This is a genomic window from Devosia sp. SL43, assembly GCF_021729885.1.
Taxonomy (GTDB): domain Bacteria; phylum Pseudomonadota; class Alphaproteobacteria; order Rhizobiales; family Devosiaceae; genus Devosia.
The window spans coordinates 1,726,274-1,748,435 of record NZ_CP063401.1; the positions used below are offsets into that span (position 1 = coordinate 1,726,274).

The 22,162-nt window shown below is 63.5% G+C and carries 18 protein-coding genes; 8 read left to right on the forward strand and 10 right to left on the reverse strand.

Annotated elements, in window-relative coordinates:
- Positions 1-18 precede the first annotated feature (18 nt).
- The 8 genes from IM737_RS08500 to IM737_RS08535 are packed head-to-tail and all read left to right on the forward strand — an operon-like array spanning position 19 to position 8,534.
- The gene (locus IM737_RS08500) at positions 19-1,539 is read left to right on the forward strand and encodes an ABC transporter substrate-binding protein (protein ID WP_236899485.1); all 1,521 of its coding nucleotides are present in this window, start codon (positions 19-21) and stop codon (positions 1,537-1,539) included.
- Positions 1,540-1,591: 52 nt separating this feature from the next.
- Complete coding sequence (locus tag IM737_RS08505; RefSeq protein WP_236899486.1) at positions 1,592-2,551, forward strand: ABC transporter permease; 960 nt, start codon at positions 1,592-1,594, stop codon at positions 2,549-2,551.
- The gene (locus IM737_RS08510) at positions 2,551-3,393 is read left to right on the forward strand and encodes an ABC transporter permease (RefSeq protein WP_236899487.1); all 843 of its coding nucleotides are present in this window, start codon (positions 2,551-2,553) and stop codon (positions 3,391-3,393) included. The genes IM737_RS08505 and IM737_RS08510 overlap by 1 nt, the downstream gene beginning before the upstream one ends.
- Positions 3,390-5,117: an ABC transporter ATP-binding protein gene (locus IM737_RS08515; protein ID WP_236899488.1), complete on the forward strand. Its 1,728-nt coding sequence runs from the start codon at positions 3,390-3,392 to the stop codon at positions 5,115-5,117. The genes IM737_RS08510 and IM737_RS08515 overlap by 4 nt, the downstream gene beginning before the upstream one ends.
- Positions 5,114-6,106, forward strand: a complete 993-nt coding sequence (locus tag IM737_RS08520) for a serine hydrolase domain-containing protein (protein ID WP_236899489.1) — start codon at positions 5,114-5,116, stop codon at positions 6,104-6,106. The genes IM737_RS08515 and IM737_RS08520 overlap by 4 nt, the downstream gene beginning before the upstream one ends.
- Before the next feature lie 15 nt (positions 6,107-6,121).
- Positions 6,122-7,240, forward strand: a complete 1,119-nt coding sequence (locus IM737_RS08525) for an anhydro-N-acetylmuramic acid kinase (protein ID WP_236899490.1) — start codon at positions 6,122-6,124, stop codon at positions 7,238-7,240.
- Complete coding sequence (locus IM737_RS08530) at positions 7,237-7,668, forward strand: GNAT family N-acetyltransferase (protein WP_236899491.1); 432 nt, start codon at positions 7,237-7,239, stop codon at positions 7,666-7,668. The genes IM737_RS08525 and IM737_RS08530 overlap by 4 nt, the downstream gene beginning before the upstream one ends.
- Positions 7,665-8,534, forward strand: coding sequence for a DMT family transporter (locus tag IM737_RS08535; RefSeq protein WP_236899492.1), 870 nt, complete (start codon positions 7,665-7,667; stop codon positions 8,532-8,534). The genes IM737_RS08530 and IM737_RS08535 overlap by 4 nt, the downstream gene beginning before the upstream one ends.
- Before the next feature lie 485 nt (positions 8,535-9,019).
- Here IM737_RS08535 and IM737_RS08540 read toward each other — a convergent pair whose 3' ends face one another.
- From IM737_RS08540 to IM737_RS08585, 10 genes are all read right to left on the reverse strand, one after another.
- Positions 9,020-10,210, reverse strand: a complete 1,191-nt coding sequence (locus IM737_RS08540) for an ABC transporter substrate-binding protein (protein WP_236899493.1) — start codon at positions 10,208-10,210, stop codon at positions 9,020-9,022.
- Between the two features lie 129 nt (positions 10,211-10,339).
- Positions 10,340-11,983: a GMC family oxidoreductase gene (locus tag IM737_RS08545; RefSeq protein WP_236899494.1), complete on the reverse strand. Its 1,644-nt coding sequence runs from the start codon at positions 11,981-11,983 to the stop codon at positions 10,340-10,342.
- A gap of 54 nt (positions 11,984-12,037) precedes the next feature.
- Complete coding sequence (locus IM737_RS08550; RefSeq protein ID WP_236899495.1) at positions 12,038-13,549, reverse strand: GMC oxidoreductase; 1,512 nt, start codon at positions 13,547-13,549, stop codon at positions 12,038-12,040.
- A gap of 2 nt (positions 13,550-13,551) precedes the next feature.
- Positions 13,552-14,667 carry an ABC transporter ATP-binding protein gene (locus tag IM737_RS08555; protein ID WP_236899496.1) on the reverse strand — a complete coding sequence of 372 codons (1,116 nt, stop codon included), beginning with the start codon at positions 14,665-14,667 and terminating at the stop codon, positions 13,552-13,554.
- A 5-nt stretch (positions 14,668-14,672) separates the two neighbouring features.
- Positions 14,673-15,554, reverse strand: a complete 882-nt coding sequence (locus IM737_RS08560; protein ID WP_236899497.1) for a carbohydrate ABC transporter permease — start codon at positions 15,552-15,554, stop codon at positions 14,673-14,675.
- Complete coding sequence (locus tag IM737_RS08565) at positions 15,554-16,432, reverse strand: carbohydrate ABC transporter permease (protein WP_236899498.1); 879 nt, start codon at positions 16,430-16,432, stop codon at positions 15,554-15,556. The genes IM737_RS08560 and IM737_RS08565 overlap by 1 nt, the downstream gene beginning before the upstream one ends.
- Positions 16,433-16,547: 115 nt before the next feature.
- Positions 16,548-17,804: an ABC transporter substrate-binding protein gene (locus IM737_RS08570; protein WP_442874179.1), complete on the reverse strand. Its 1,257-nt coding sequence runs from the start codon at positions 17,802-17,804 to the stop codon at positions 16,548-16,550.
- A gap of 87 nt (positions 17,805-17,891) precedes the next feature.
- Positions 17,892-19,403 carry an aldehyde dehydrogenase family protein gene (locus IM737_RS08575; RefSeq protein ID WP_236899499.1) on the reverse strand — a complete coding sequence of 504 codons (1,512 nt, stop codon included), beginning with the start codon at positions 19,401-19,403 and terminating at the stop codon, positions 17,892-17,894.
- Positions 19,400-20,179: an enoyl-CoA hydratase/isomerase family protein gene (locus IM737_RS08580; RefSeq protein WP_236899500.1), complete on the reverse strand. Its 780-nt coding sequence runs from the start codon at positions 20,177-20,179 to the stop codon at positions 19,400-19,402. Before IM737_RS08580 ends, IM737_RS08575 begins: the two co-directional genes overlap by 4 nt.
- A complete protein-coding gene (locus IM737_RS08585; RefSeq protein ID WP_236899501.1) occupies positions 20,172-21,773 on the reverse strand; it encodes an acyl CoA:acetate/3-ketoacid CoA transferase in 1,602 nt (533 codons plus the stop codon). Before IM737_RS08585 ends, IM737_RS08580 begins: the two co-directional genes overlap by 8 nt.
- Positions 21,774-22,162: the final 389 nt, after the last annotated feature.

Consider the following 22,162-nt stretch of genomic DNA (forward strand, 5'->3'; position numbering starts at 1 on the left):
TCACAGGAGGGATACCAAATGCACTGGACGAATTCGCGTAAACTTCTCGCTGGCCTGGCCGTTGCCACGGCTTTGTCTAGCGTCGCGCTGGCCGTACCAGCCCAGGCGGCAAGCCTGCGCATGGCCTGGTCGCAGGACGCCACTGGTCTTGATCCACACAAGCAGACGGCGTTCTCGTCGCTGCGCCTGCTCGAGCTGATCTATGAGCCGCTGGTGCGGCTCGACACCGATCTCAATGTCGTCCCGGCGATTGCCACCAGCTGGGAATTCGCCCCTGACGCCAAGACCCTGACCTTCAAACTCGACCCCAATGCCAAGTTCACTAACGGAGCACAGGTGACTCCGGCTGACGTCAAGGCGTCGTTCGAGCGCCTGCTCGATGAAGAGACTGCCGCCGCCGCGCGCTCGAACTTCCTCTCGATCGAGAGCATCGATACGCCCGACGCTGAGACTGTGGTGTTCAACCTCAGCACCGCCGACGTGCCGATCCTCGTCGCCATGGCGACGATCAATGCCGCCATCGTGCCAGCCAGCGAGATCGAGGCGGGCAGCATCGGCACCACCGCTCTGGGGTCGGGCCCGTTCAAGCTCGATTCCTGGGAGCCCAATGCAAGCGAAGTGCTGAGCGCCAATGCCGACTGGGCCGGCGGTGACCTTGCCATCGAAGGCATCACCATCACTGTATTGCCTGACGAAACGGCCATCCTGGCATCGCTACGCGCGGGGCAGATCGACTTTGCCTTGCTCAACGACCCGCTGGTGGCCACCATGGTGCCCAACGAGCCCAACCTGCAGCTCAACCGCGTGACGGGCCTGGCCTATAACGTGCTCCAGCTCAACCCGGCCCGCGCGCCGATGGACAACCTGATGGTGCGCCAGGCGATTTCCTGTGCGGTCAACCGCCAGAGCATCATCGACGCGGCGCTGGCCGGCGAAGGTGCCGTGACCGGTCCGCTGACCATGCCAGCTTTCGCCCAGGACCCGAACAGCCTGTTCTGCTACGAGCAGGACGTGGAAAAAGCCAAGCAGCTGATGGCCGATGCCGGCTTTGCCGACGGCTTCACCGCCAAGGTGATCGCCGCGACCGGCGAGCCGCCGGTGGCGTCGGCAGAGGCGCAGGTGTTGCAGGCGCAACTGGCCGAAATCGGCGTCAATCTCCAGATCGAACTGATGGAGCTCAACGTCTATGTCGACACCTGGCTCAAGGGTGACTTCGACATGGCGGTGGCGCAAAATGGTGGCCGGCCCGACCCCTATCCGATGTACAACCGCTACTTCACCAAGGACGGCAACTTGCAGGCCGTATCGAACTTCGTCGATGACGAAATCGACAGCCTGTTGAAGCAGGGTCAGGCTGAGACCGACCCGGCCAAGCGCCTCGAAATCTTCCATGCCTTCGAAAACCGGCTGGCTGAACAGGCGCCATGGGTCTGGCTCTCGACGGCCTATAGCTATACCGCGCAGCTCAAGACGGTTTCGGGTTATGAAGGTTCCCCGACCGGTACTCTGTTCGGCCTGACCAAGGTCACCCTCCAGTAATCGAACCGGGACCGGCCCCAGGGCCGGCCCCCCCCCGAAAGCGGGCAGTTCCATGAACTATGTGGCGCAGCGGCTGCTGACGTTTCCTCTGATCCTTCTTGGCGCGTCGGTGCTGGTCTTTGTGTCGATCCGGCTGATCCCGGGCGACGCCATCACTGCCATGCTGGGCACCGAGGCAGGAATGATGACGCCGGCGCAGCGCCAGTCGCTGGCGGTGTATTTCGGCATCGACCAGCCGGTCTGGTCGCAATATCTGCGCTGGCTGGGCGGGCTGTTCCAGGGCAACCTGGGAATTTCCTCAATCTATGCCAAGCCCGTGCTCGCCGTGGTGCTTGAGCGGTTCCCGCTCACCCTGCAGCTGGCGCTGATGTCGATGGTCATTGCGCTCAGCGTCGGCGTGCCGCTGGGCGTGCTAGCGGCGACGCGCAATGAGCGGGCGAGCGACCTTGCGGTGCGCGTGCTGGCAATGCTGGGCCAGTCCATCCCCGGTTTCGTCATCGGCATCCTGATCATCTATGTCCTGTCGGTCTATTTTGGCGTCGTGCCATCGATGGGTATTTTCACACCGCTCTTCGTTGATCCACTGGCGAGCCTTGGGCAATTGTTCTTCCCCGCCGTGACGCTGGGCTTTGCCTTTGCTGCGTCGGTGACGCGGATTTCGCGCTCTGCAATGCTGGACGTGCTGAGCGACGACTATATCCGTACCGCGCGCTCCAAGGGCGCATCGGCCATGAGCGTGGTCTGGCACCATGCGCTGCCCAATGCGCTGATCCCGGTGGTGACTCTCTCGGGCGTTGAATTCGGCTACTTGCTCGGCGGGGCTGTCATCGTCGAACAGATCTTTGCGCTGCCGGGCCTGGGGCGACTGGTGCTCGATGCCATAACCCAGCGTGACTATGCGCTGGTGCAGGGCACGGTATTGTTCATTGCATTCAATTTTCTGGTCATCAACCTGCTCGTCGATCTCGCCTATGTGGCGCTCGATCCACGCATCCGCCTGGGGAGCCGCTGATGGGCCTTATGCTGGTTGCGCTGCTGCGTCATCCGTCAGGACGCATCGGGCTGGTCATTATCGGGGTCTATCTGGTTGCCGCGATATTGGGCGCTGCCGGACTGACGCCACATGGCGCGCTGCAGCAGTTCATGCTGGATCGGCTAAAGCCGCCCAGCAGCACCTACTGGATGGGCACGGACCTGCTGGGGCGTGACACGATGAGCCGGCTGATGGTCGGCATCGGCCAGTCGATGATCATTGCCTTCGCCTCGGTTGCCTTCGCTACGATTGCCGGAACCATCATCGGCCTCGTCTCGGCCTGGTGGGGTGCGCTGTGGGACGGCGTCCTGATGCGGCTGATGGACGTGCTGCTGGCCTTTCCAGCGATCCTCTTGGCATTGCTGATCATTGCCATTGCTGGGCCGGGCACGATGACCAGCGTGCTGGCCATCGGCATCGTCTATACGCCGATCTTTGCCCGAGTGGTGCGGGGCCCTGCTTTGTCGCTGAAGCAGCGCGACTTCGTCGATGCTGCACGCACTTTTGGCAGCTCGCAGCGCTACATCCTCAGCCGCCACCTGCTGCTGAACCTGGTGGCGCCGCTCGCCGTGCAGGTGACCCTGGCGCTGGCATGGGCCCTGCTGACGGAGGCCGGCCTGTCCTTCCTCGGACTCGGCACCCAGCCGCCGACGCCATCGCTTGGCCTGATGCTGGCGGAGAGCAAGAACCTGATGCAACAGGCGCCGTGGCTGATGATATTTCCGGCCTTGACCATCATGCTCGGCATTTTGGGCTTCAACCTCACCGGGGACGCGCTGCGCGACATTCTCGATCCGCGCACGCAGAGGAGGACAGCATGACCCCGCTGCTTTCCGCTCACGACCTACGCGTCGGCTTCGGCCGCGATGCCCAGGCCAATGAGGTGGTCAAGGGCGTCAGCTTCGAGCTGATGGCGGGACAGACCCTGGGTATTGTCGGGGAATCGGGCTCGGGCAAATCGGTCACGGCAATCTCGCTCAACCGGCTCATCGATTTCGGCGGCGGCCGAATTACCGGCGGATCGATTACCCTGCAGCGCGCCGACGGCACGTCGCTGGATGTGACAAAGGCCAGCGAGAAGACCATGCGCGGCGTGCGCGGCCGGGACATCAGCATGATCTTCCAAGAGCCAATGACCTCGCTGAACCCCCTGCATACGGTGGGCGCACAAATCGAGGAGGCCTTCCGGCTCAATCGCGGCCTGCGCGGCGCCGACGCGCGGCAGGCGGCGCTAGACGTGCTGGATCGTGTCCGTATTCCGGACGCCAAGGCGCGACTGGAATACTATCCGCATCAGCTTTCTGGAGGCATGCGGCAGCGGGTGATGATCGCCATGGCGCTGGCCAGCAGCCCGCGCCTGTTGATTGCCGACGAGCCCACCACCGCGCTCGACGTGACAGTGCAGGCCCAGATCATGGCGTTGCTGGCCGAATTGCGGGTCGAGACCGGCATGGCGATGATCTTCATCACCCACGATATCGGGCTCGTCGCCGGCATTGCCGATCGGATCATGGTGATGCAGCAAGGTGTGGTGGTGGAGCAGAACGACACCGGCGCCGTGCTCGATAGGCCGCAGCATGACTATACTCGGCATCTGCTCAAGGCGGTGCCGCATTTCAATGCCGGCAAGGCGGCCCGCAGTGACACCAAGCGCGGTGGCCCAGCGGAGCCGATCGTTTCAGTCGATGGTCTGGTTGTGCGCTTCCCTATCGGCAAAGGACTCTTCCGGCGCCGGAGAGCCGTGCATGCCGTTGATGGCGTGGACTTCGACCTGTTACCCGGCGAGACGCTGGCGATCGTCGGCGAGAGTGGCTCGGGCAAATCGACCACAGCACGAGCCCTGCTGGGCCTCGTGTCGCGGCAGCGTGGCGAAATCGCTACCAAAGCCGGGCAGTCGCGACGGCCGATCCAGATGGTGTTTCAGGACCCCTTCGCATCGCTCAATCCAAGACTCAATGTAGAAGAGCTGCTGGCCGAGCCCGCTATCGCCAATGGTCAGCACCTCGACTCCGCCCTGCGCGAACGCATGGGTTTCCTGCTCGAGCGGGTGGGCCTGAGTGCCGATGCGCTGACCCGCTATCCGCACCAGTTTTCCGGCGGGCAACGCCAGCGCCTGTGCATCGCGCGTGCGCTGATGCTCAATCCCGAGGTGGTGGTGCTTGACGAGGCGGTATCGGCGCTCGACGTCTCAGTGCAGGCGCGCGTGCTCGAACTGCTGATCGATCTGCAGCATGAGTTCAAGCTGGCCTATCTCTTCATCTCCCATGACATGGCAGTGGTCGAGCGCATCGCCCATCGGATCGCGGTGATGTATGCCGGCCAGATCGTCGAGATCGGTGATGCAAAGTCCGTCCTGTCGACGCCCCAGCACAGCTATACGCAACGCCTGATCGCGGCAGTGCCCGCCATCGAGCGGCGCAACCAGCATTTCACCATCGACGCGACGCAGGTGCCCTCGCTGGTGCGCCCGCCGGGACATGAACCGCCGCCGGCGCGCTGGCGCGAGGCGGGCCAGGATCATCGCGTGCGGGAGGAGCAGACGTGAGCCGCGCCATCGCCCAGTTCGACGCCGCCTTCGCCATCCTGTCTGCCTCGGTCGAGGCCGGACGCATACCCGGTGGCGTACTGGGGGTGGTCACTGCGGATGGCAACCGGATGGTGCGGGCAGTCGGTTCGGCGCAATTGGTGCCGGAACGGCGGTCCATGCGCGAAGACACGTGGTTCGACCTGGCCTCGCTGACCAAGGTGCTGTTCACCACCGAACGCACCCTGGCGCTGGCAGAAGCGGGCCACATCGACCTTGATGCGCCGCTGACCAGCGTGCTGCCCGATTTCCGCCAGTACAATGCGGACAATTGGGAGCGCAAGGTCACATTCCGCCACTGCCTGGGGCACCAGACGCCGTTCCCGGCAGTGTTCCCGCTCTATACCTATGGCCGTGATCCGGATCTGTTGCGCACCTTTGTGCTGCAGCATGAATGGACCGCAGGCCCGTCGGTCTATTCCGACATCAATTTCATCCTTCTTGGACTGGCGCTTGAGCGTCTCGAGGGGCAGTGGATCCGCGCGATGGACGCCGGCCCCGGTTTCGCATGGTCGGCTGATCCACCCGATACGGCGGCCACCGAAGACTGCTATTGGCGCCACCGCGTGCTGGTGGGTGAAGTCCATGACGACAATTGCTCGGCGCTCCAGGGGGCAGGGCATGCCGGCCTCTTCGGCACCGCCGATGGGCTGCTCGACTTTGCGATGGGCAAGCTCGCATCTGCCGGGCCAGACGCGCTGATCCGCAAGCCCCTCTCGGCCCGCCGTACCCATGGATGGGAGCGGCCCCATGAGGGCTGGTCGGGCGGCGAAAGCTGTTCGCCCGATGCTATCGGCCATACCGGCTTTACCGGCACGGGCCTGTGGATCGATTTCGCCCGCGGCCATGCCTGGACGCTGCTGACCAACCGCATTCACCCCACGCGGCATTTCGACAGCGGCATCATCGCCCTACGCCGCGCCGTAGGCGATCTGATCAATGCCGACTAGACCAGGGAGACGAGGATGGAGCCGATCTGGGCCGTGGGCCTGATGACGGGAACGGTGCTGGACGGGAATATCGACGTGGCGCTGCTGCGCACCGATGGCGAGACCGTGGAGAACTTTGGCGCCTATACCCTGGCACCCTATCCGCAGCGCATCCGCACTCTGCTCGAGGCCACCCTGGATGCAGCACGGAAATGGAATTTCGTGGGACCGGACCCCGCCATCTTTGCCGAGGTTGAAGAGGCACTCACCCGCGCCCAGTCGGCGGCGGTGGCTGACTTGATCGCGGATGCCGGTCTCACCCCGGCCGATATCGGCGTTATCGGTTTTCACGGCCAGTCGGTGCTGCATCGCGCGCCCCAGCCTGGGCGCGTCGGCGCCACGCGGCAATTGGGCGATGGCAGGTTGATGCACGAGCTGCTCGGCATTCCAGTGGCCTATGATTTTCGCTCCGCCGATGTGAGGGCCGGGGGGCAGGGCGCGCCGCTTGCGGCGCTCTACCACCAGGCGCTGCTCCGCAAGATCGGCGCCGATGACGGCCGCACCGCCGTGCTCAATCTCGGGGGCGTCGCCAATGTCACCACCTGGGATGGCAAGGATCATCTGGTGGCCTTCGATACCGGCCCCGCCAATGCCCCGATCAACGACTTCATCAAGGGGCTGGGCCTGGGCGACATGGACCGCAATGGCAATATGGCGCTGCGCGGCACGGTGGACGAGGCCCGGCTGAGTCAACTGTTGACCCACCCCTATCTCTCCGCGCCCTATCCCAAATCCCTTGATCGCTTCGACTTCCTCGCCAGCATGGCCGAAGGGCTGGCTCCCGAAGCTGGCGCGGCCACTCTCACCGCATTCACGGCAGGGGCCGTCGGCAAGGGGCTAGATCTCCTTCCCACGCGCCCCGAAAGGCTGATCGTCTGCGGCGGCGGGCGGCACAATCGGGCCCTCATGGCCATGCTGGGGACGCGCGCCGGGGTTAAGGCCATGCCGGCAGAGGCGGCGGGATGGCGGGGCGATGCCATCGAGGCGGAGTGCTTTGCCTTTCTAGCGGTGCGTGTCCTGCGGGGCCTGCCCATCAGCCTGCCCACCACCACCGGGGCGCCGCATCCGCTGACCGGCGGCGAGCTGGCCGCATGACCATGACCGGCCTTGCGATCAGCGTCAGCGACGATCCGGCGCCGGACGATGTGGCGCGGATCGGCAGCGCGCTGACGGATTTCAATGCGGCCGATGTCGGTCCGGCCGGGCGGCGGCCGCTGGCAGTGTTTGTACATGACGCGGCCGGGGAAATGGTGGCCGGCATTTCGGGCTATACCGCCTGGGGTTGGCTCTATGTGCAATGGCTCTGGGTCTCGGCCGAGATGAGAGGCCAGGGGCTGGCGGGCCGCATGCTGGCGGCGGCGGAGGCGGAAGCCCGCGACCGGAGCTGTCATGGCGCCTATATCGACACCTTCAATCCCCACGGTCTGCACGTCTATCAAAAGGCGGGCTATGCCGTCTTCGGCGCGCTGGCCGACTTTCCACCCGGTCGCACCCGTCATTTTCTTTCCAAGAGCCTTTCATGACCCCGCGCACCAGTGGTCTTGTTCTCAGTGCTGCTGGCATTGCCCTGATGTGTTGTATGGACGCGGTGGCCAAGGCGCTGGGCGCAGAGCTGACCGCCTTTCAGGTGGTGTTCGTGCGCTTTCTCGGCGCCGCCATCTGGCTGGCGCTGTGGATTGCCCTAACCCGCGGGGTGTGGCCGCGCCTGTCAGATCTCGGACGGCAGCTCATCCGCGGTGCCCTGCTTGTGGCGACCGCCACCATGTTCTTTTATGCCGTGGCCAATCTGCCGCTGGCCGTGGTCGCCGCCCTGGGCATGACGGCCCCCCTCTATGTCACCCTCATTGGCGCCGTGGTGCTGAAAGAAAAGCTCGATGCCAGGGCCTGGGCGGCCTTGCTGCTCGGCAGCTGCGGCGCGGCTATCATCATTCTGGGTGGTGGCGCCATCTTGTTGTCGGGCATGGAGGGTGATCTTTTGGCTTGGGCTGCGGCGCTGCTGGCCCCGGTCAGCTATGCCACCATTCTAGCGCTGCTCAAGCACCATTCGAGCAAGGAAGAACCGGCGGCGATGACGCTGGGTCAATCGGTCGTCGCTGCCCTGGTGGCCCTGCCTTTGGCATTGGCGCAGTCCTTTCCCGGCATCAGCCCCATTCTTGTCGGCCAGACCGTGTTGGTGGGGTTTCTGGGCGCTGCCGGTTTCGTGTTGGTGATCAGCGGCCTGCGTTTGGTGCCAGTCTCGGTCTTCGCTGTGGTCGACTATACCGGCCTGATCTGGGCGGCGGCCCTGGGCTTGGTGTTCTTCGCCGAACTACCGGGCCTGGCCTTTTGGGCAGGCGCCGTGTTGATCGTGGGCGCCTGTGTCATCAACAGTCGGCGGAGACTGGCGTAGCAGCAAATGGGACTGCTCATTGGCCCCCAAGCTCACTAGTCAGACTCCGAATGACCGGACTTTGCATTTTGGCGTCTGCGATTTGATGACAGCTAATGCCAAATCCACCCCCAGAAACGGCCTGTCTGAAGCCGGCCCCATTGCGGACGAAGAGTCCGACAGTCCTGAGTGGTTGAAAGGGGGCCGATTCCGGACAGTCCGGTTTCGGTGCCGTGAGTTCGATAGCCGCCGTTCAGCACTTAATCAGCAGCCCGCCATTGCAGGCACTTATGGCCAGTCACGGTATGGTGCGCACAACTTCCGCCATGGGATGCTGCTGGTATCGGTTCGACGAACGACATGGGCGGCGCAGCGAGTGCACATTATTCAGGGCCTGCGGAGCAGGTTGGCGAGGATGTGGCCCGAAGAGGTGACGGATTCTGTCCAGCAGGATGTTCACTAGGTCCAATGGGCCGGCCGAATCAGCGGGCGGCCCATCAGCTGCTTCAGCGCAATGAATCGACAGCGGCGGCGAGCATGTTCGCCGCTTCGGTCGAAGAGGCGTCGGAGTTGAAGTGGGTGGTCACCACATCGCTGATGGCACCCACGACGGCGCTTGGCGCGGCATGAGTGAACGCAACAGTGGGCAAGGCCGTACCCGATACCGCAGCGGCCTCAAAATCGGCTATGGCGTCGAGGGCACATTGGTCGAAGCCCTCGGTGGAAACGCCCTTGACCGCCGGAATAGACCCCTTGGCGATGTTGAACTTGCGCTGCACTTCGGGATCCATGATCGCATTGGCAAGGATCGCCTGCCCAGCGCGTGCTTCGTCGCTGGGCTGGGTAAACATCGAGAAGGAGTTTACCAGGAACACGAAGTCGCCATCTGTGCCCGGCGAAGGGAAGCACAGGTAATCCTCGCCTGCCACCTTGCCGGCATTGGTGAACTCGCCCTTGGACCAGTCGCCCATGATCTGCATCGCGGCTTTGCCTTCGATGATCATGGCAGTTGCTAGGTTCCAGTCACGCCCGGCGAAGTTCGCGTCCACCATGCCGCTAAGCACGCGCATTTGGTCAAACACCTGCACCATAGTCTCGCCGCCGAGGGTTTCAGCGTCCAGGTCGATGAAGGCCTTCCGATAGAAATCGGGACCGCCGATACCGAGTGCCACGCTGTCGAACAGGGTCAGGTCCTGCCAGGCTTGGCCGCCATGGGCCAGCGGGATGATGCCGGCCTCGGCAAAGCGCTGGGCAAGGGCATTGAACTCCTCCCAGCTCGTGGGCGGTTCGGCGCCGATGGCTTCGAATGCGGCCTTGGACGCCCAGACCATGTTGACGCGATGCACGTTGGTCGGCGCCGACACCCAGCGTTCGTCGATATAGGTGAACTCCTTGACGGGGTCGGGCAGGATTTCGGCCCAGTTTCCCGCTTCGGCGACGTCCTTGAGATCGGTCAGCATGCCGGCGCCGGCCCAATCCTTGATGTCGTAGCCCAGCATCAGCATTGCCGCGGGCTGGTTGCCGGCCGCGTTGCGCGCCTTCATGGCAGTGATGGCCTGTTCGCCGCCGCCGCCGGCGATTGGGGCGTCGAGCCAGGTCACGCCCTGGGCTTCAACCGCTGCCTTGACTTCGGACAGTGCGGCGGCCTCCCCGCCCGATGTCCAGAAGTGCATCACTTCAACCGAACTCTGGGCCATAGCCGACCCTGTCAGCAAACAGGAAAGGCAGACAGCCGACGCGAAAGGAAGTTTGGAACGTTCCAAATTGGGCATGTGTTAGTCCTCCGGGATTGGCGCATCCTTGTTGTCGATATCGGGCCGGGCGCCTTAGCGGCCGATGCTGGGAGCTTCGTTGAGATTGGCGCGGAATAGTTGCGGCGGCAGGGGATCGAGGCCGCGAATGAGGTCGCTGCCCTTTTCGCCGACCATCACGGCTGGTGCGTTAGTGTTGCAGGATGGGACCCGGGGAATGATCGAGGTGTCGCAGACCCTGAGGCCGGTCAGTCCGCGTACCCGCAGTTGCGGGTCCACCACCGCCATATCGTCCACGCCCATCTTGCAGGTGCCCACCGGGTGGTGATCGGTCTTGGCACTGGCGCAGGCATAGTCGAACAAAGCTTCGTCCGAGACCTTGTCCGATCCCGGCAGGCGCTCATCGAGTATGTAGGACCGAAGGGCGGGTTGCCGGAAAATCTCGCGCGCCATGCGGAGACCCTCGAGCGACATGGCTCGGTCATATGGATCAGCCCAGTAGTTGGGATCGATCAGCGGCGCAGCTGTGGGGTCGGCAGCGGACAGGCGCACTGTGCCGCGTGAACGCGGTCTCAAATGTGCCGAATTGAGCGTGACTCCGGCATTCCGCAGCCGCGTCACGCCGGCCTCGATCCCTGAACCCAGGCCCAGGTGGAACTGGATGTCGGGCGCCTGCGCCGCCTTGTCGGCATACCAGAAGCCACCTGTCTCGAAGAGGCTCGATGCGACCGGGCCTGTCCTGAACAGCACATACTGGATGCCGGCCCAAAGGGTCCGATGCAGCTTGGCCACACCATCATAGGTGTGGTCGCCGGTACATTCGGCAATGACGAAGAGATCGAGGTGATCCTGCAGATTGCCGCCAACGCCGGGCAAGTCATGCGTCACCGGCACACCCACCGAGCGCAGATGTCCCGCCGGGCCGATCCCGGATTGCAGCAGCAGTTTGGGCGATCCGATGGCGCCGGACGAGACGATCACCTCGCGGTTGGCGCGCGCGGTTAGCATCTGCCCGCGCTCGGCATATTCCACGCCCACCGCCCTTTGGCCTTCGAGCAGGATTCGGTGCACATGCGCGCCGGTCCTGATCGTCAGGTTCTTACGGCTACGGATGGGCGCGAGATAGCTCATCGCCGCCGAGGAGCGCCGCTGGTCGCGCTGCGTCAGCTGATAGTAGCCCACGCCTGCCTGCTGCCTGCCGTTGAAATCGGGATTGTAGGGCATGCCATATTCCTGCCCAGCCCGGATATAGGCATCGCAGATGGGCAGTGGCGCCGATGGCATTGAGACGCCAAGTGGCCCACCATAGCCATGATAGTCGTCGGCGAAGCGCTGATTGTCCTCGGCCCGCTTGAAATAGGGCAGAACGTGGCGATAGTCCCAGCCCTCGGCACCCTCCTCACTCGCCCAAGAATCATAGTCCGCGGCATTGCCGCGCGTGTATATCTGGGCGTTGATGGAGGAGCCGCCGCCAATCACCTTGGCCTGTGTATAGCGCAGGACGCGGTCTCCCAGATGCTTCTGGGGCACGGTTGACCAGCCCCAGCTGCCGACGCCCTTGGTCATCTTGGCAAAGCCGGCCGGCATGTGGAACAGCGGGTGCCGGTCCGAGCCGCCGGCTTCAAGTAGTAATACCTTGACGGTGGGGTCTTCGCTGAGCCGGTGTGCCAGAACACAACCGGCAGGGCCAGCGCCAGTAATGATGTAGTCGTAGGTCATGGCGCTATCCGCTGGCCTCGAGGGAAAATCGCTGAGTGAGACGGAGGGCCTTGGTCATCGGCCAATATCCTCGCTGGCAATGTGATCCGCAACGCGCAAGGCCTGGGCCGCGATCGTCAAGGCCGGGTTGAGTGCTGCGGACGATGGGAAGAAGCCGGCATCGACCACAAAGAGGTTCGGGTGGTCATAGGCCCGACAGAAAGGGTCCAGAGGGGCGTCACTCGGGTCGTTGCCCATGCGAACCGTGCCGCATTGATGGGACGGGGTGCGTTTGTCGAAGGGCTTGGCGAAGACAAAGGGAAACCCCGCATCGCGCAGATGTTGCTTGAGAGTGGCCACCAGCTTCTCATGCGCCGCCAGATTGGTCTTCTTCCACTCCAGCGTCAGCCGGTCGCCAGAGATGCGAACACGATTGTCCGGCGAGGGCAGGTCTTCGCTCATGGCATAGAAGTCGATGCCGAATTTGGCCACCAGTTGCAGGATGGCCTCTGGCACCAGCGGCATGCCGGATTTCAGGATAGCTCCGCCCATGCGGCCCAGCAATTGCACATTGCCCAAAGGCGGCCCGCCCCTGCCGTCGGACAGGTAATAATCGTTGAGACCAAAGCTCTTCTGGTAGATCGCGGTATTGCGGAAGCGCGGGTTCACAGCCACAACGGCAGTGGCATTGTGGTTCATGAAGTTGCGCCCCACCTGCCCCGAACTGTTGGCCAGTCCTTGCGGGTGGTCATCCGTCGAGGAGGACAGCAGCAGCGCCGCCGATTGTATCGCCCCAGCCGACAGGATGAACTGGGGGGCCTGCAATGAGACTGTCCGGCCACCCCTCTCGTATGTAATCGACGCAATCTTGTTTCCACCCGGTTCGGTCACGAGGCGCCGAACATGTGCACCGGTCAGCAGCGTCACATTGGGATGACGCAGGGCCTCGGCCAGTGGTCCGGATTCCGCGTCGAGCTTGCCGCCTGAAATGCTGTCCGGATAGCCGTCCCAGGGTGTCTTGCCATTGGCCAGCCAGCGGTCGAGATCGATGGCCAACGGCAGGGCATAGGGGGTGAGACCCATGGCAGCCAGCCTTTCGCGCACCGCCGCCACTGGGCCTTCGTCGGGCACAGGCGGGTGCGGATAGGGGACCGAGTGGAAGGGCTCGGTCGGATCCTGCGCCGCATCCCCACGCACCTGATAGAGCTGTTCGGCGCGCGTGTACCACGGTTCGATCTCGTCATAGTCGAACGGCCAGGCAGGCGAGGTGCCGTCCTGATGCTCCATGGCGAGGAAGTCCTCGCGCCGGAAGCGGCACAGCACGGCGCCGTAGAACTTCGAATTGCCGCCGACATTGTAGTAGTTGCCCGGCTGGAACGGAGTACCCTGCCCGTCGAACCAGGTTTCATCCGGCCGGAAAAAGCCGCGCTGGAAGATGGCACGGGCATCCCGGTTCTCCGGCCGTTGCGGCAGGCGGTCGCCGCGTTCGAGGATCACGATGCGCGCCCCAGTCGGGGCGAGCCCCGCCGCGATGGTGGCGCCCCCGATGCCGGAGCCGACAATGACGATGTCGGGACGCTCGGTCATGGTCAGCCGATGCGCTTCTGCGTTGCCGGATCAAAGTACACGGCCTTGTCGAGGTTGAAGGTGAGCATGACCCGTTCGCCCGGCCGTACCTGAGCATCGGCCCGCAGGCGGGCGGTTGCTTCCTTGCCACCAAGACGCGTGACCGCGAATGTGTCCGAGCCGGCGGGCTCCACCACGTCGATCAGGCATTCGCCATCGACCACATTCTTCGCATTGCGATCGGCCCCGTCAGGGTCGGTCAGCGCCTCAGGACGAATTCCGAAGACGATTTCCTTGCCGATAAATGGCGTCAGCGCCGCTCCCATGTCACCGACGGGCAAGGATAGCGCGGGAAAGCCAGGACGCTCGACAACGCAGACCACTGCGCTCGCTGCCGTCTCGACGCGGGCCGGCAGCAGGTTCATCGCGGGAGACCCCATGAAGTCAGCCACGAAGAGGTTGGACGGCCGGTTGTATATCTCGGCTGGCGTGCCGAACTGCTGCAGCACGCCATCCTTGAGCACAGCGATCTTGGTGGCCAGCGTCATGGCCTCGATCTGGTCATGCGTCACATAGGCTATGGTGGTGCCCAGGCGCTGGTGCAGCCGCTTGATCTCGGTGCGCATATCCACGCGCAGCTTGGCATCAAGGTTGGAGAGCGGCTCGTCGAACAGGAACACCTGCGGCTGTCGCACCAGGGCGCGTCCCATGGCGACTCGCTGGCGCTGGCCACCCGAGAGCTGGCTCGGCTTGCGATCGAGGAGGTGACCGATCTGGAGGATGTCGGAGACCTCCTTGATCGCCACTTCCCGCTCGGCCTTGGGGACTTTGCGCACTTCCATGCCGAAGGCGATGTTCCCGCGCACCGTCATGTTCGGGTAGAGCGCGTAGGACTGGAACACCATGGCGATGTCGCGCTTGGAGGGGTGTAGCCCGGCCACCGACCGGCCGGCGATCTGGATTTCGCCCGACGTGATGCTCTCGAGCCCGGCAATGGTGTTGAGCAATGTGGATTTGCCACAACCGGATGGGCCGACCAGCACGAGAAAGCCGCCCTCCTCGATCTCGAGGTTGATGTCCTTGAGGATGGAGACGGCGCCATAGGACTTGTAGAGATTCTTGATGGAGAGGAAGGACATGGCAGTCATCCTTTGACCGCACCCGACATCAGCCCGCGCACGAAGTAGCGGCCTGAAACCAGGTAGACGATGAGGGTGGGGAGCGCAGCGAGGATCGCGCCGGCAAAGTGGACATTGTATTCCTTGACGCCCGTGGATGAGCTGACGAGGTTGTTGAGCGCCACGGTCATGGGCGTCGAGGTGACGTCTGAAAAAGCGGCGCCGAACAGGAAGTCGTTCCAGATGTTGGTGAACTGCCAGATGACCGAGACCACGATGATGGGTCCGGACGAGGGCAGCATGATGCGCCGGAAGATCTGGAAGAACCCTGCCCCGTCGATCTGCGCCGCCCGCACCAACTCAGTCGGGAAGGCCTCATAGTAGTTGCGGAAATAAAGCGTGGTGAAACCCAGGCCATAGACCACATGCACCAGCACCAGCCCTGCCGTGGTGCCCGCCAGGTTCAGCATGCCCAGCACGCGGGCCATGGGGATGAGCACGATCTGGAACGGGATGAAGCAGGCCAGCAGCAGCATGCCGAAGACGATCTGATGTCCCGGGAAGCGCCACTTGGTCAGCACATAGCCGTTGAGCGACCCGAGGATGGTGGAAATGAAGACGGCCGGCACCACCATGAGGATGGAGTTGATGAAGTAAGGCCGCAAGCCGGTGGGTTGCACGCCGATCTGGGCGGTCGACCAGGCCGACAGCCAGGGGTCAAGGGTCCAAACCTGCGGCAGGTTGAGCATGCCGCCCTGCCGGATCTCATCGAGCGGCTTCAGCGAATTGACCACCATGACGTAGAGCGGCAGTAGGTAGAAGGCGGCAAAGAAGAGGAGCGCCGCGTAGATCAGGCCGCGCGTCAGGCGGTTGTGGCTGATCGCATTGGCTGGGCCGGACTGGCTCATCAGCGCTTCTCCCCGCGAAGTTCGGAATAGAGGTAGGGCACGATGATCGAGAAGATCATGACCAGCATGATGATCGCCGAGCTTGCGCCAATGCCCATCAGGTTCCGGGTGAAGGTGTAGGAATACATGAAGGTAGCAGGCAGCTGCGTGGCCTGGCCGGGTCCGCCGCCGGTCAGCGCAATGACCAGGTCATAGGCCTTGATGGCGAGGTGCGCGAGCACCACGAAAGCCGACAGAAATACGGGCCGCATCAGCGGGATAATGATCCGCCGATAGATGGTGCCGGTAGAGGCGCCGTCCATTTGCGCGGCCTTGATCACCTCGTTGTCGACGCCACGCAGTCCCGCCAGGAACATCGCCATGACGAAGCCGGATGACTGCCAGACAGCAGCAAGAACCACGCAATAAATGGCGAGGTTGGAGTCCTTGATCCAGGTGAACGAGAAGTCCGTCCAACCCCAGAGCTGCACTGTGTTCTGCAGGCCGATGCCGGGATCGAGGAACCACTTCCATGCGGTGCCGGTCACGATAAACGACAGCGCCATCGGATAGAGATAGATCGGCCGCAGCACGCCTTCGGCGCGGATTTTCTGGTCGAGCAGGATGGCAAGACCCAGCCCCAGCACCGACGAGATGACGATGTAGAGCCCGGCAAAAATGCCCAGATTGGCCAGCGATTTGTGCCAGTGTGGCAGCGCCCAGAGCTTCTGGTAGTTTTCCAGTCCGACAAAGCCGTAGGACGGCAGCATCTTGCTGTCGGTTACCGACAGGTAGCCCGTGTACAGGATGAACCCGTAGACGAAGACCAGCACGAGGGCGGCGCTGGGGCTGATGACCAGCCGCGGCAGCCAAGCCTGCGCTTGTTCCTTGATGTTCACCGCTGTTACTCCCTATTGGAATTTCACGGAACCCATCCCCCAGCGATTGCAGTCGGACGAGGGGATGGGCCCGGGAGGCGCGGGGCGACCGTTTTGGTCGTCCCGCGTTGGAGGACTACTGAACGGCGGCTACTGCAGCGACCAGTTCGGCCACGGCGTCTTCCGAAGAAAGGTCGCCGTTGAACTGGCGGGTCACCACGTCATAAATGGCGTTCTTGACGGCGGCGGGGTTGGCGTGGCCATGGGCCATAGAGCCAAACAGCGTGCCGCTGGTATTGGCCGCGGCGAGATCGGCGATGGCCTTCTTGCCGCAGTCGTCGAACGCTGCATCCGAAACGTCGGTGCGGGCCGGGGCGGAACCCTTGACCACGTTGAATGCCGACTGGAAGGCCGGATCCATGATGGCTGCAGCCATGGCCATCTGCGACACGCGGCGCTCTTCGCTCACATTGAACATGGCGAACTGGTCGGAGTTGAAAGTCACCGATCCCTGCGTGCCTGGAAAGCGCATGCAGACGAAGTCGGTACCTGGCACTTTGCCAGCTTTGATGAACTCGCCCTTGGCCCAGTCGCCCATGATCTGGACGCCGGCTTCGCCATTGATGACCATGGCCGAGGCCAGGTTCCAGTCGCGGCCCGAGAAGTTCTCGTCCACATAACCGCGCAGCGTGGTCATGCGGTCGAAGGCTTCCTTCATCTGCGCGCCGCCCAGCGCCGCCGGGTCAAGGTCGATAAAGGCAGCCTTGTAGAAGTCTGTGCCCAGCGACAGTACGACGCCGTCGAAGACAGTGGCTTCCTGCCAGGGCTGGCCGCCATGGGCGAGTGGGGTGATGCCCTGCGCCTTGAAGGCGTCGAGCAGTGCGATAAATTCGTCCCACGTGGCCGGCCCAGCACCGCCCGCAGCATCAAGCGCCGCCTTGTTGATCCACAGCCAGTTGGTGGAGTGGACATTGACCGGGGCGGCGATCCAGTTGCCTTCATACTTGGAAAACTGCTGCAGCGCGGTCGGCACCACGGCATCCCAACCCTGTGCCGAAGCAACGTCGTTGAGATTGCCCAGCGTGTCCTGCTGGGCCCAGTCGAGAATGTCGTAGCCCAACATCTGCACGGCGGTCGGCGGATTGCCGGCCGTGACGCGGGCGCGCAGCACAGTCATGGCGTCGCCACCACCGCCACCAGCGACGGGCATGTCTTCCCAGGTAATGGCCTGCTCGCTAAACAGGCCATCCTTGAGCACCTGCAAAGCGGCGGCTTCGCCGCCTGAGGTCCACCAGTGCAGCACTTCTACGCCCTGATCCTGGGCATGAGCGGGAACGCCAAGGGCAGTCCCCATCAGAACGGCAATCGCCGTGGTCGTCATAAGCCTACGCATCGTTGTTCTCCCTATGCAGGCATTAAGCAGGCCCGAAAGCCTGCGCTCCTCCCTCTGCCGGAATGCCCGGCAGGGATTGCTTTGGCGCTATGTGCGCGGCACCCACCAATTGGTGCGGGCGCCGATATGCAGGTTCAGCGTCTTGGTTTCGGTGTAGTCTTCGACGGCGTGGCGCCCGAGCTCGCGGCCAAGGCCAGATTGGCGGTAGCCGCCGAAAGGCAGCTCAGAAGCGCCATCCATAAAGGTGTTGACCCAGACCGTACCGGCGCGCACCCGGCGCCCGATGGCCAGGCATGTGTCGATGTCGCGGCTCCAGACTGAAGCGGAGAGCCCATAGTCGATCGCGTTGGCGATGTTGATGGCTTCCTCGGTGGTGCCAAAGGTCAACACCGAGAGAACTGGGCCGAACACTTCCTCGCGTGCCACAGCCATGTCGGGAAGGACGCCAGTAAGAATGGTGGGAGCCATGAATTGGCCAGCGCCCAGGTCGAGCGGACCGCCGCCCACGTATACAGTCGCACCGGCGCGCGTGGCGCCATCGACATAGCTCGCGATCTTGTCGAGATGCGCCGTCGAGATGATGGCGCCTACCTTGGTTGTCGGATCGAGCGGATCGCCCACCCGCACCTGGCGCGACAGCTCGGCGATGCGCGCCACAACCTCGTCGGCAATATCGGCATGCAGGATCAGGCGCGATCCGGCATTGCAGCATTCGCCGGCATTGAAATAAGCCCCGAACACGGCCGCATCGACGAAGGCTTCGAGGTCCGCATCCGGAAAGACGACCTGCGGGTTCTTGCCACCCAGTTCGAGCGATACCTTCTTGAGTGTCGCTGCGGCATTGCTCATGGTCAGCTTGCCGATCCCGGTCGAACCGGTGAAGGAAACCATGTCCACGTCGGGGTGGCTGGTGAGCGGCGCCCCAGCCTCGGCGCCCGTTCCGGCAATGATGTTGACGGCGCCGGCGGGTAGCCCCGCCTGTGTGAGGATTTCGCCCAGCAGCAATGTCGAACCGGAGGTTAGCTCGCTTGGCTTGACGACACAGGTGCAGCCAGCGGCGAGGGCAAAGGGCAGCTTCTGCGACACGATGAGGAAGGGGAAGTTCCACGGCGTGATGATCGAGACCACCCCGATGGCCTCGCGCAGCACCACGCCAAGGGTACCGTCCCCCAGCGTGTTGTAGCTCTCGCCATGCAGGTCGCGCGCCAGTGCGGCGGCATAGCGCCAGATGTCCACGGAGCCCGCAATCTCGCCTTTGGCCTGGGAGATCGGCTTGCCCGATTCCAGGGTGTCGAGCAGCGCAATCTCGTCCGCGCGCGCCTCGATGATCTCAGCAGCACGCAACAATACACGGGCCCGATCAGCGGCGGTACGGCGCGGCCAGTCTCCTTCGTCGAAGGCGCGGCGGGCCGCGGCGATGGCGCGGTCGGCATCCTTGGTCGAGGCCACGTGGTAGCGCGAGACCACGACCCCATGCGCCGGTCCGACGCGGTCCATGGTTCGGCCATCGCTGCCGGACACGTGCTGCCCGTCGATGAACATCTTGAATTCGCGGACAGCGCGATCAGCGAGGGGACGGGGGCGCAGATGGACGGTCATGACCAGTCTCCCTTGAAATTTGGTTGGCGTTTTTCGGCGAAGGCGGTGACCCCCTCGGAGCGATCCACGGTCCCGCCCACCAGGATGGAACCCAGTGTCTCGGCAGCGCTCCCACCGCCTTCGCCCTCGGCCAGCGCAATCAGCAGTTTGGCGGTCTGCACAGCAGCGCCCCCGCGCCGAGCAATGGCGGCAGCATAGTCCTGAGCGAAAGCCAGAGAGGCTCCGCTGTCCACGACATGATCCACGACGCCCAGGGACAACGCCTCCTCCGCGGTCAGCGTCTCGCCCCCAAGCACCATCCGCCGCACCACTTGCGTGCCGAACCGCCGCGCCAGGCGCTGAGTGCCTGACCAGCCCGGGATCATCCCAAGGCCGGTTTCCGGCAGGCCGATCTTGATGTGCCGCTCGGCAATACGGATGTCGGCCGCCCCAGCGAGTTCCAGTCCGCCGCCAAGAGCATGTCCGTTTAGAGCGGCGATCACCGGCACGCGCAATCCGGCCAGCCGGTCGAACACGCGATGGCCGAAGCGCACCCATTCAAAGCCAAACGCTTCCGGCGACATGGCGCCCCAGGCCTTGATGTCCCCACCCGCCGAAAAAGCCTTGCCGGCGCCTGTGAGGATTACCGCACGGATCGTCAGGAGAGCATCGATGCGATCGCAGGCACCGGCAAGCTCGCGCAGCATGTCGAGGTCAAAAGCATTGAGCTTGTCCGGCCGATCCACCGTCAGGGTGGCCGCGGCATTCTCGACGGCGAGGGAAATGCGTTCAGACATGGACCTGCCTCGCTGGCTTGACCGGCAGGCTGAGCCCGATTGACCCCTCGCCGAACAGGTTGGCATCCATGACCTTGAGGTCGGCCGAGACGAAAAGCGGGAACTCGGACTGCGCCAGCACGTCGCGCTCCAGGTCCACCCCCGGCGCGATTTCGGTCAGCATGATACCCTCGGGACGGAGCACCATCACGCAGCGCTCAGTGACATAGGTGATGTCCTGCCCCTGCTCGATGGCGCGGCGGCCCGAGAAGGTGACGTGCTCGACCTGGTTGACGAGCTTCTTGAGCTTGCCTTCCTTCTCGATGACCAGTCTGCCATCGGCCATGGAAAGTTTTGCGCCGGCGTTGAACATGCCGGAAAACACGATCTTCCTGGCGCGGGCGGTGATATCGACGAAGCCCCCCGCACCCGCCGTCACATGCGGACGGAAGCTCAGGCGCGACACGTTGACCGAGCCGGTGCGGTCGATTTCGAGAAAGCTCAGCAGCGAGGCGTCAAACCCGGCGCCCTGGAAATAGGTGAACTGGTGTGGCGAGGGTACATAGGCCTCCGCGTTTGCAGCGCAGCCAAACGCAAAGTCGAGCAGCGGCACCCCGCCGACCGGGCCTTGTTCGATGACCCAGGTCACCGCGCCATGCAGCCCCTCTTCGAGCAGGATGCGCGGCACATTGGCCGAGATGCCGAAGCCCAGGTTGACGGCACTGCCTGCCTCAAGCTCCTGTGCCACGCGGCGGGCGATCACTTTCTGGATGCTGAGTTCGGGCAGGCGGAAGCTATCGAGCGGTCGGATAATCTCGCCCGAAATGGCTGGATCATAGAGCGTCTGGGTGGTCTGCTTCTGGTCGGGATCGACCACGACATAATCCACCAGGATGCCCGGGACGCGTACGTCATGCGGCCGCAGCGAGCCGTCCTTGGTGATGCGCTTGACCTGCGCGATGACCACGCCCCCATTGTTGCGGACAGCAAGGGCCTGGTCGAAGCCGCCCAGATAGGCGCCCTCATGCTCGTAGGTCAGGTTGCCGCGCTCGTCAGCGGTGGTGGCGCGTATGATCGCCACATGGGGGATGATCGGCTTGAAGAATAGCCAGGTCTGATCATCAAACTCAACACGCCGCACCACTGGAGTGGCACCTGCAGCGGCATTCATCGCACAGCCCTGCTGCTGCGGATCGACAAAGGTATCAAGCCCAACCTTGGTAAAGACACCGGGGCGCTTGGCCGCCGCCTCTCGATGCATGTCGAAGAGAATGCCTGAGGGAATATTGTAGGCCTCAACATCGTTGTTCCCGATCATCTGCCAGATCAGCGGCGGCTCGGCACTGGATGGACCCGATGGATACGACCCCGCGATGATCGTCTTGAGCAGGCCCTTGCGCGCTAGGTGGTCGATGCCCATGATGCCGCTCATGTCCCCCGCAGCGATCGGGTGCAGCGTAGTCAGGTTTTGGGGATGGCCGGTCGCCTCGAAGCGTTCGCCAATGGCCTGCAGGGTCCGGTCCGGACACCCCAGCCCCGATGATGATGAAACCGTCACCACCGCGCCATCGGGAATGAGCTGTGCCGCCGCCTGAACTGAAATGACCTTGCTCATATTGCGCTACACCACGACCCGGTAAGCGCTCGCGTCTGCAACGGCATGCCGGGGAGCGGGGAACGATGTTGGGGGACGAGTCGCCGGCCAAGGCCGAGCCAGGCTATGCGCCGTGAATTCCAAGCGGCACCAACGCAATCTCCATGGACGCCCCTCACCCCAAACTCCTGCATGCAAGTATCCTCGCCTTCCTGTTCGATTGTTCGAACTCTTGCTGTTGGATCGTTCTATTGGATCGTTCCAAATCTGTCAACTCATTGAACTGACGAGTCGATAGGCTCCAGGAGAGTCCTCGTTATCTATATGATATTGTTGCTCATACCGCCCTCTGAACGGGCCGTTTGCCGGTCGCCGATCAGCGATCGCATGAGCAGAACGGTTGGATCGTT

Coding starts and splice junctions, on each gene's coding strand:
- IM737_RS08545 (WP_236899494.1), bottom strand. CDS start 11,983: ATGACCTACGACTACATCATTACTGGCGCTGGCCCTGCCGGTTGTGTT.
- IM737_RS08530 (WP_236899491.1), top strand. CDS start 7,237: ATGACCATGACCGGCCTTGCGATCAGCGTCAGCGACGATCCGGCGCCG.
- IM737_RS08505 (WP_236899486.1), top strand. CDS start 1,592: ATGAACTATGTGGCGCAGCGGCTGCTGACGTTTCCTCTGATCCTTCTT.
- IM737_RS08585 (WP_236899501.1), bottom strand. CDS start 21,773: ATGAGCAAGGTCATTTCAGTTCAGGCGGCGGCACAGCTCATTCCCGAT.
- IM737_RS08555 (WP_236899496.1), bottom strand. CDS start 14,667: ATGTCCTTCCTCTCCATCAAGAATCTCTACAAGTCCTATGGCGCCGTC.
- IM737_RS08570 (WP_442874179.1), bottom strand. CDS start 17,804: ATGCGTAGGCTTATGACGACCACGGCGATTGCCGTTCTGATGGGGACT.
- IM737_RS08515 (WP_236899488.1), top strand. CDS start 3,390: ATGACCCCGCTGCTTTCCGCTCACGACCTACGCGTCGGCTTCGGCCGC.
- IM737_RS08510 (WP_236899487.1), top strand. CDS start 2,551: ATGGGCCTTATGCTGGTTGCGCTGCTGCGTCATCCGTCAGGACGCATC.
- IM737_RS08580 (WP_236899500.1), bottom strand. CDS start 20,179: ATGTCTGAACGCATTTCCCTCGCCGTCGAGAATGCCGCGGCCACCCTG.
- IM737_RS08535 (WP_236899492.1), top strand. CDS start 7,665: ATGACCCCGCGCACCAGTGGTCTTGTTCTCAGTGCTGCTGGCATTGCC.
- IM737_RS08560 (WP_236899497.1), bottom strand. CDS start 15,554: ATGAGCCAGTCCGGCCCAGCCAATGCGATCAGCCACAACCGCCTGACG.
- IM737_RS08525 (WP_236899490.1), top strand. CDS start 6,122: ATGGAGCCGATCTGGGCCGTGGGCCTGATGACGGGAACGGTGCTGGAC.
- IM737_RS08500 (WP_236899485.1), top strand. CDS start 19: ATGCACTGGACGAATTCGCGTAAACTTCTCGCTGGCCTGGCCGTTGCC.
- IM737_RS08540 (WP_236899493.1), bottom strand. CDS start 10,210: ATGGCCCAGAGTTCGGTTGAAGTGATGCACTTCTGGACATCGGGCGGG.
- IM737_RS08550 (WP_236899495.1), bottom strand. CDS start 13,549: ATGACCGAGCGTCCCGACATCGTCATTGTCGGCTCCGGCATCGGGGGC.
- IM737_RS08575 (WP_236899499.1), bottom strand. CDS start 19,403: ATGACCGTCCATCTGCGCCCCCGTCCCCTCGCTGATCGCGCTGTCCGC.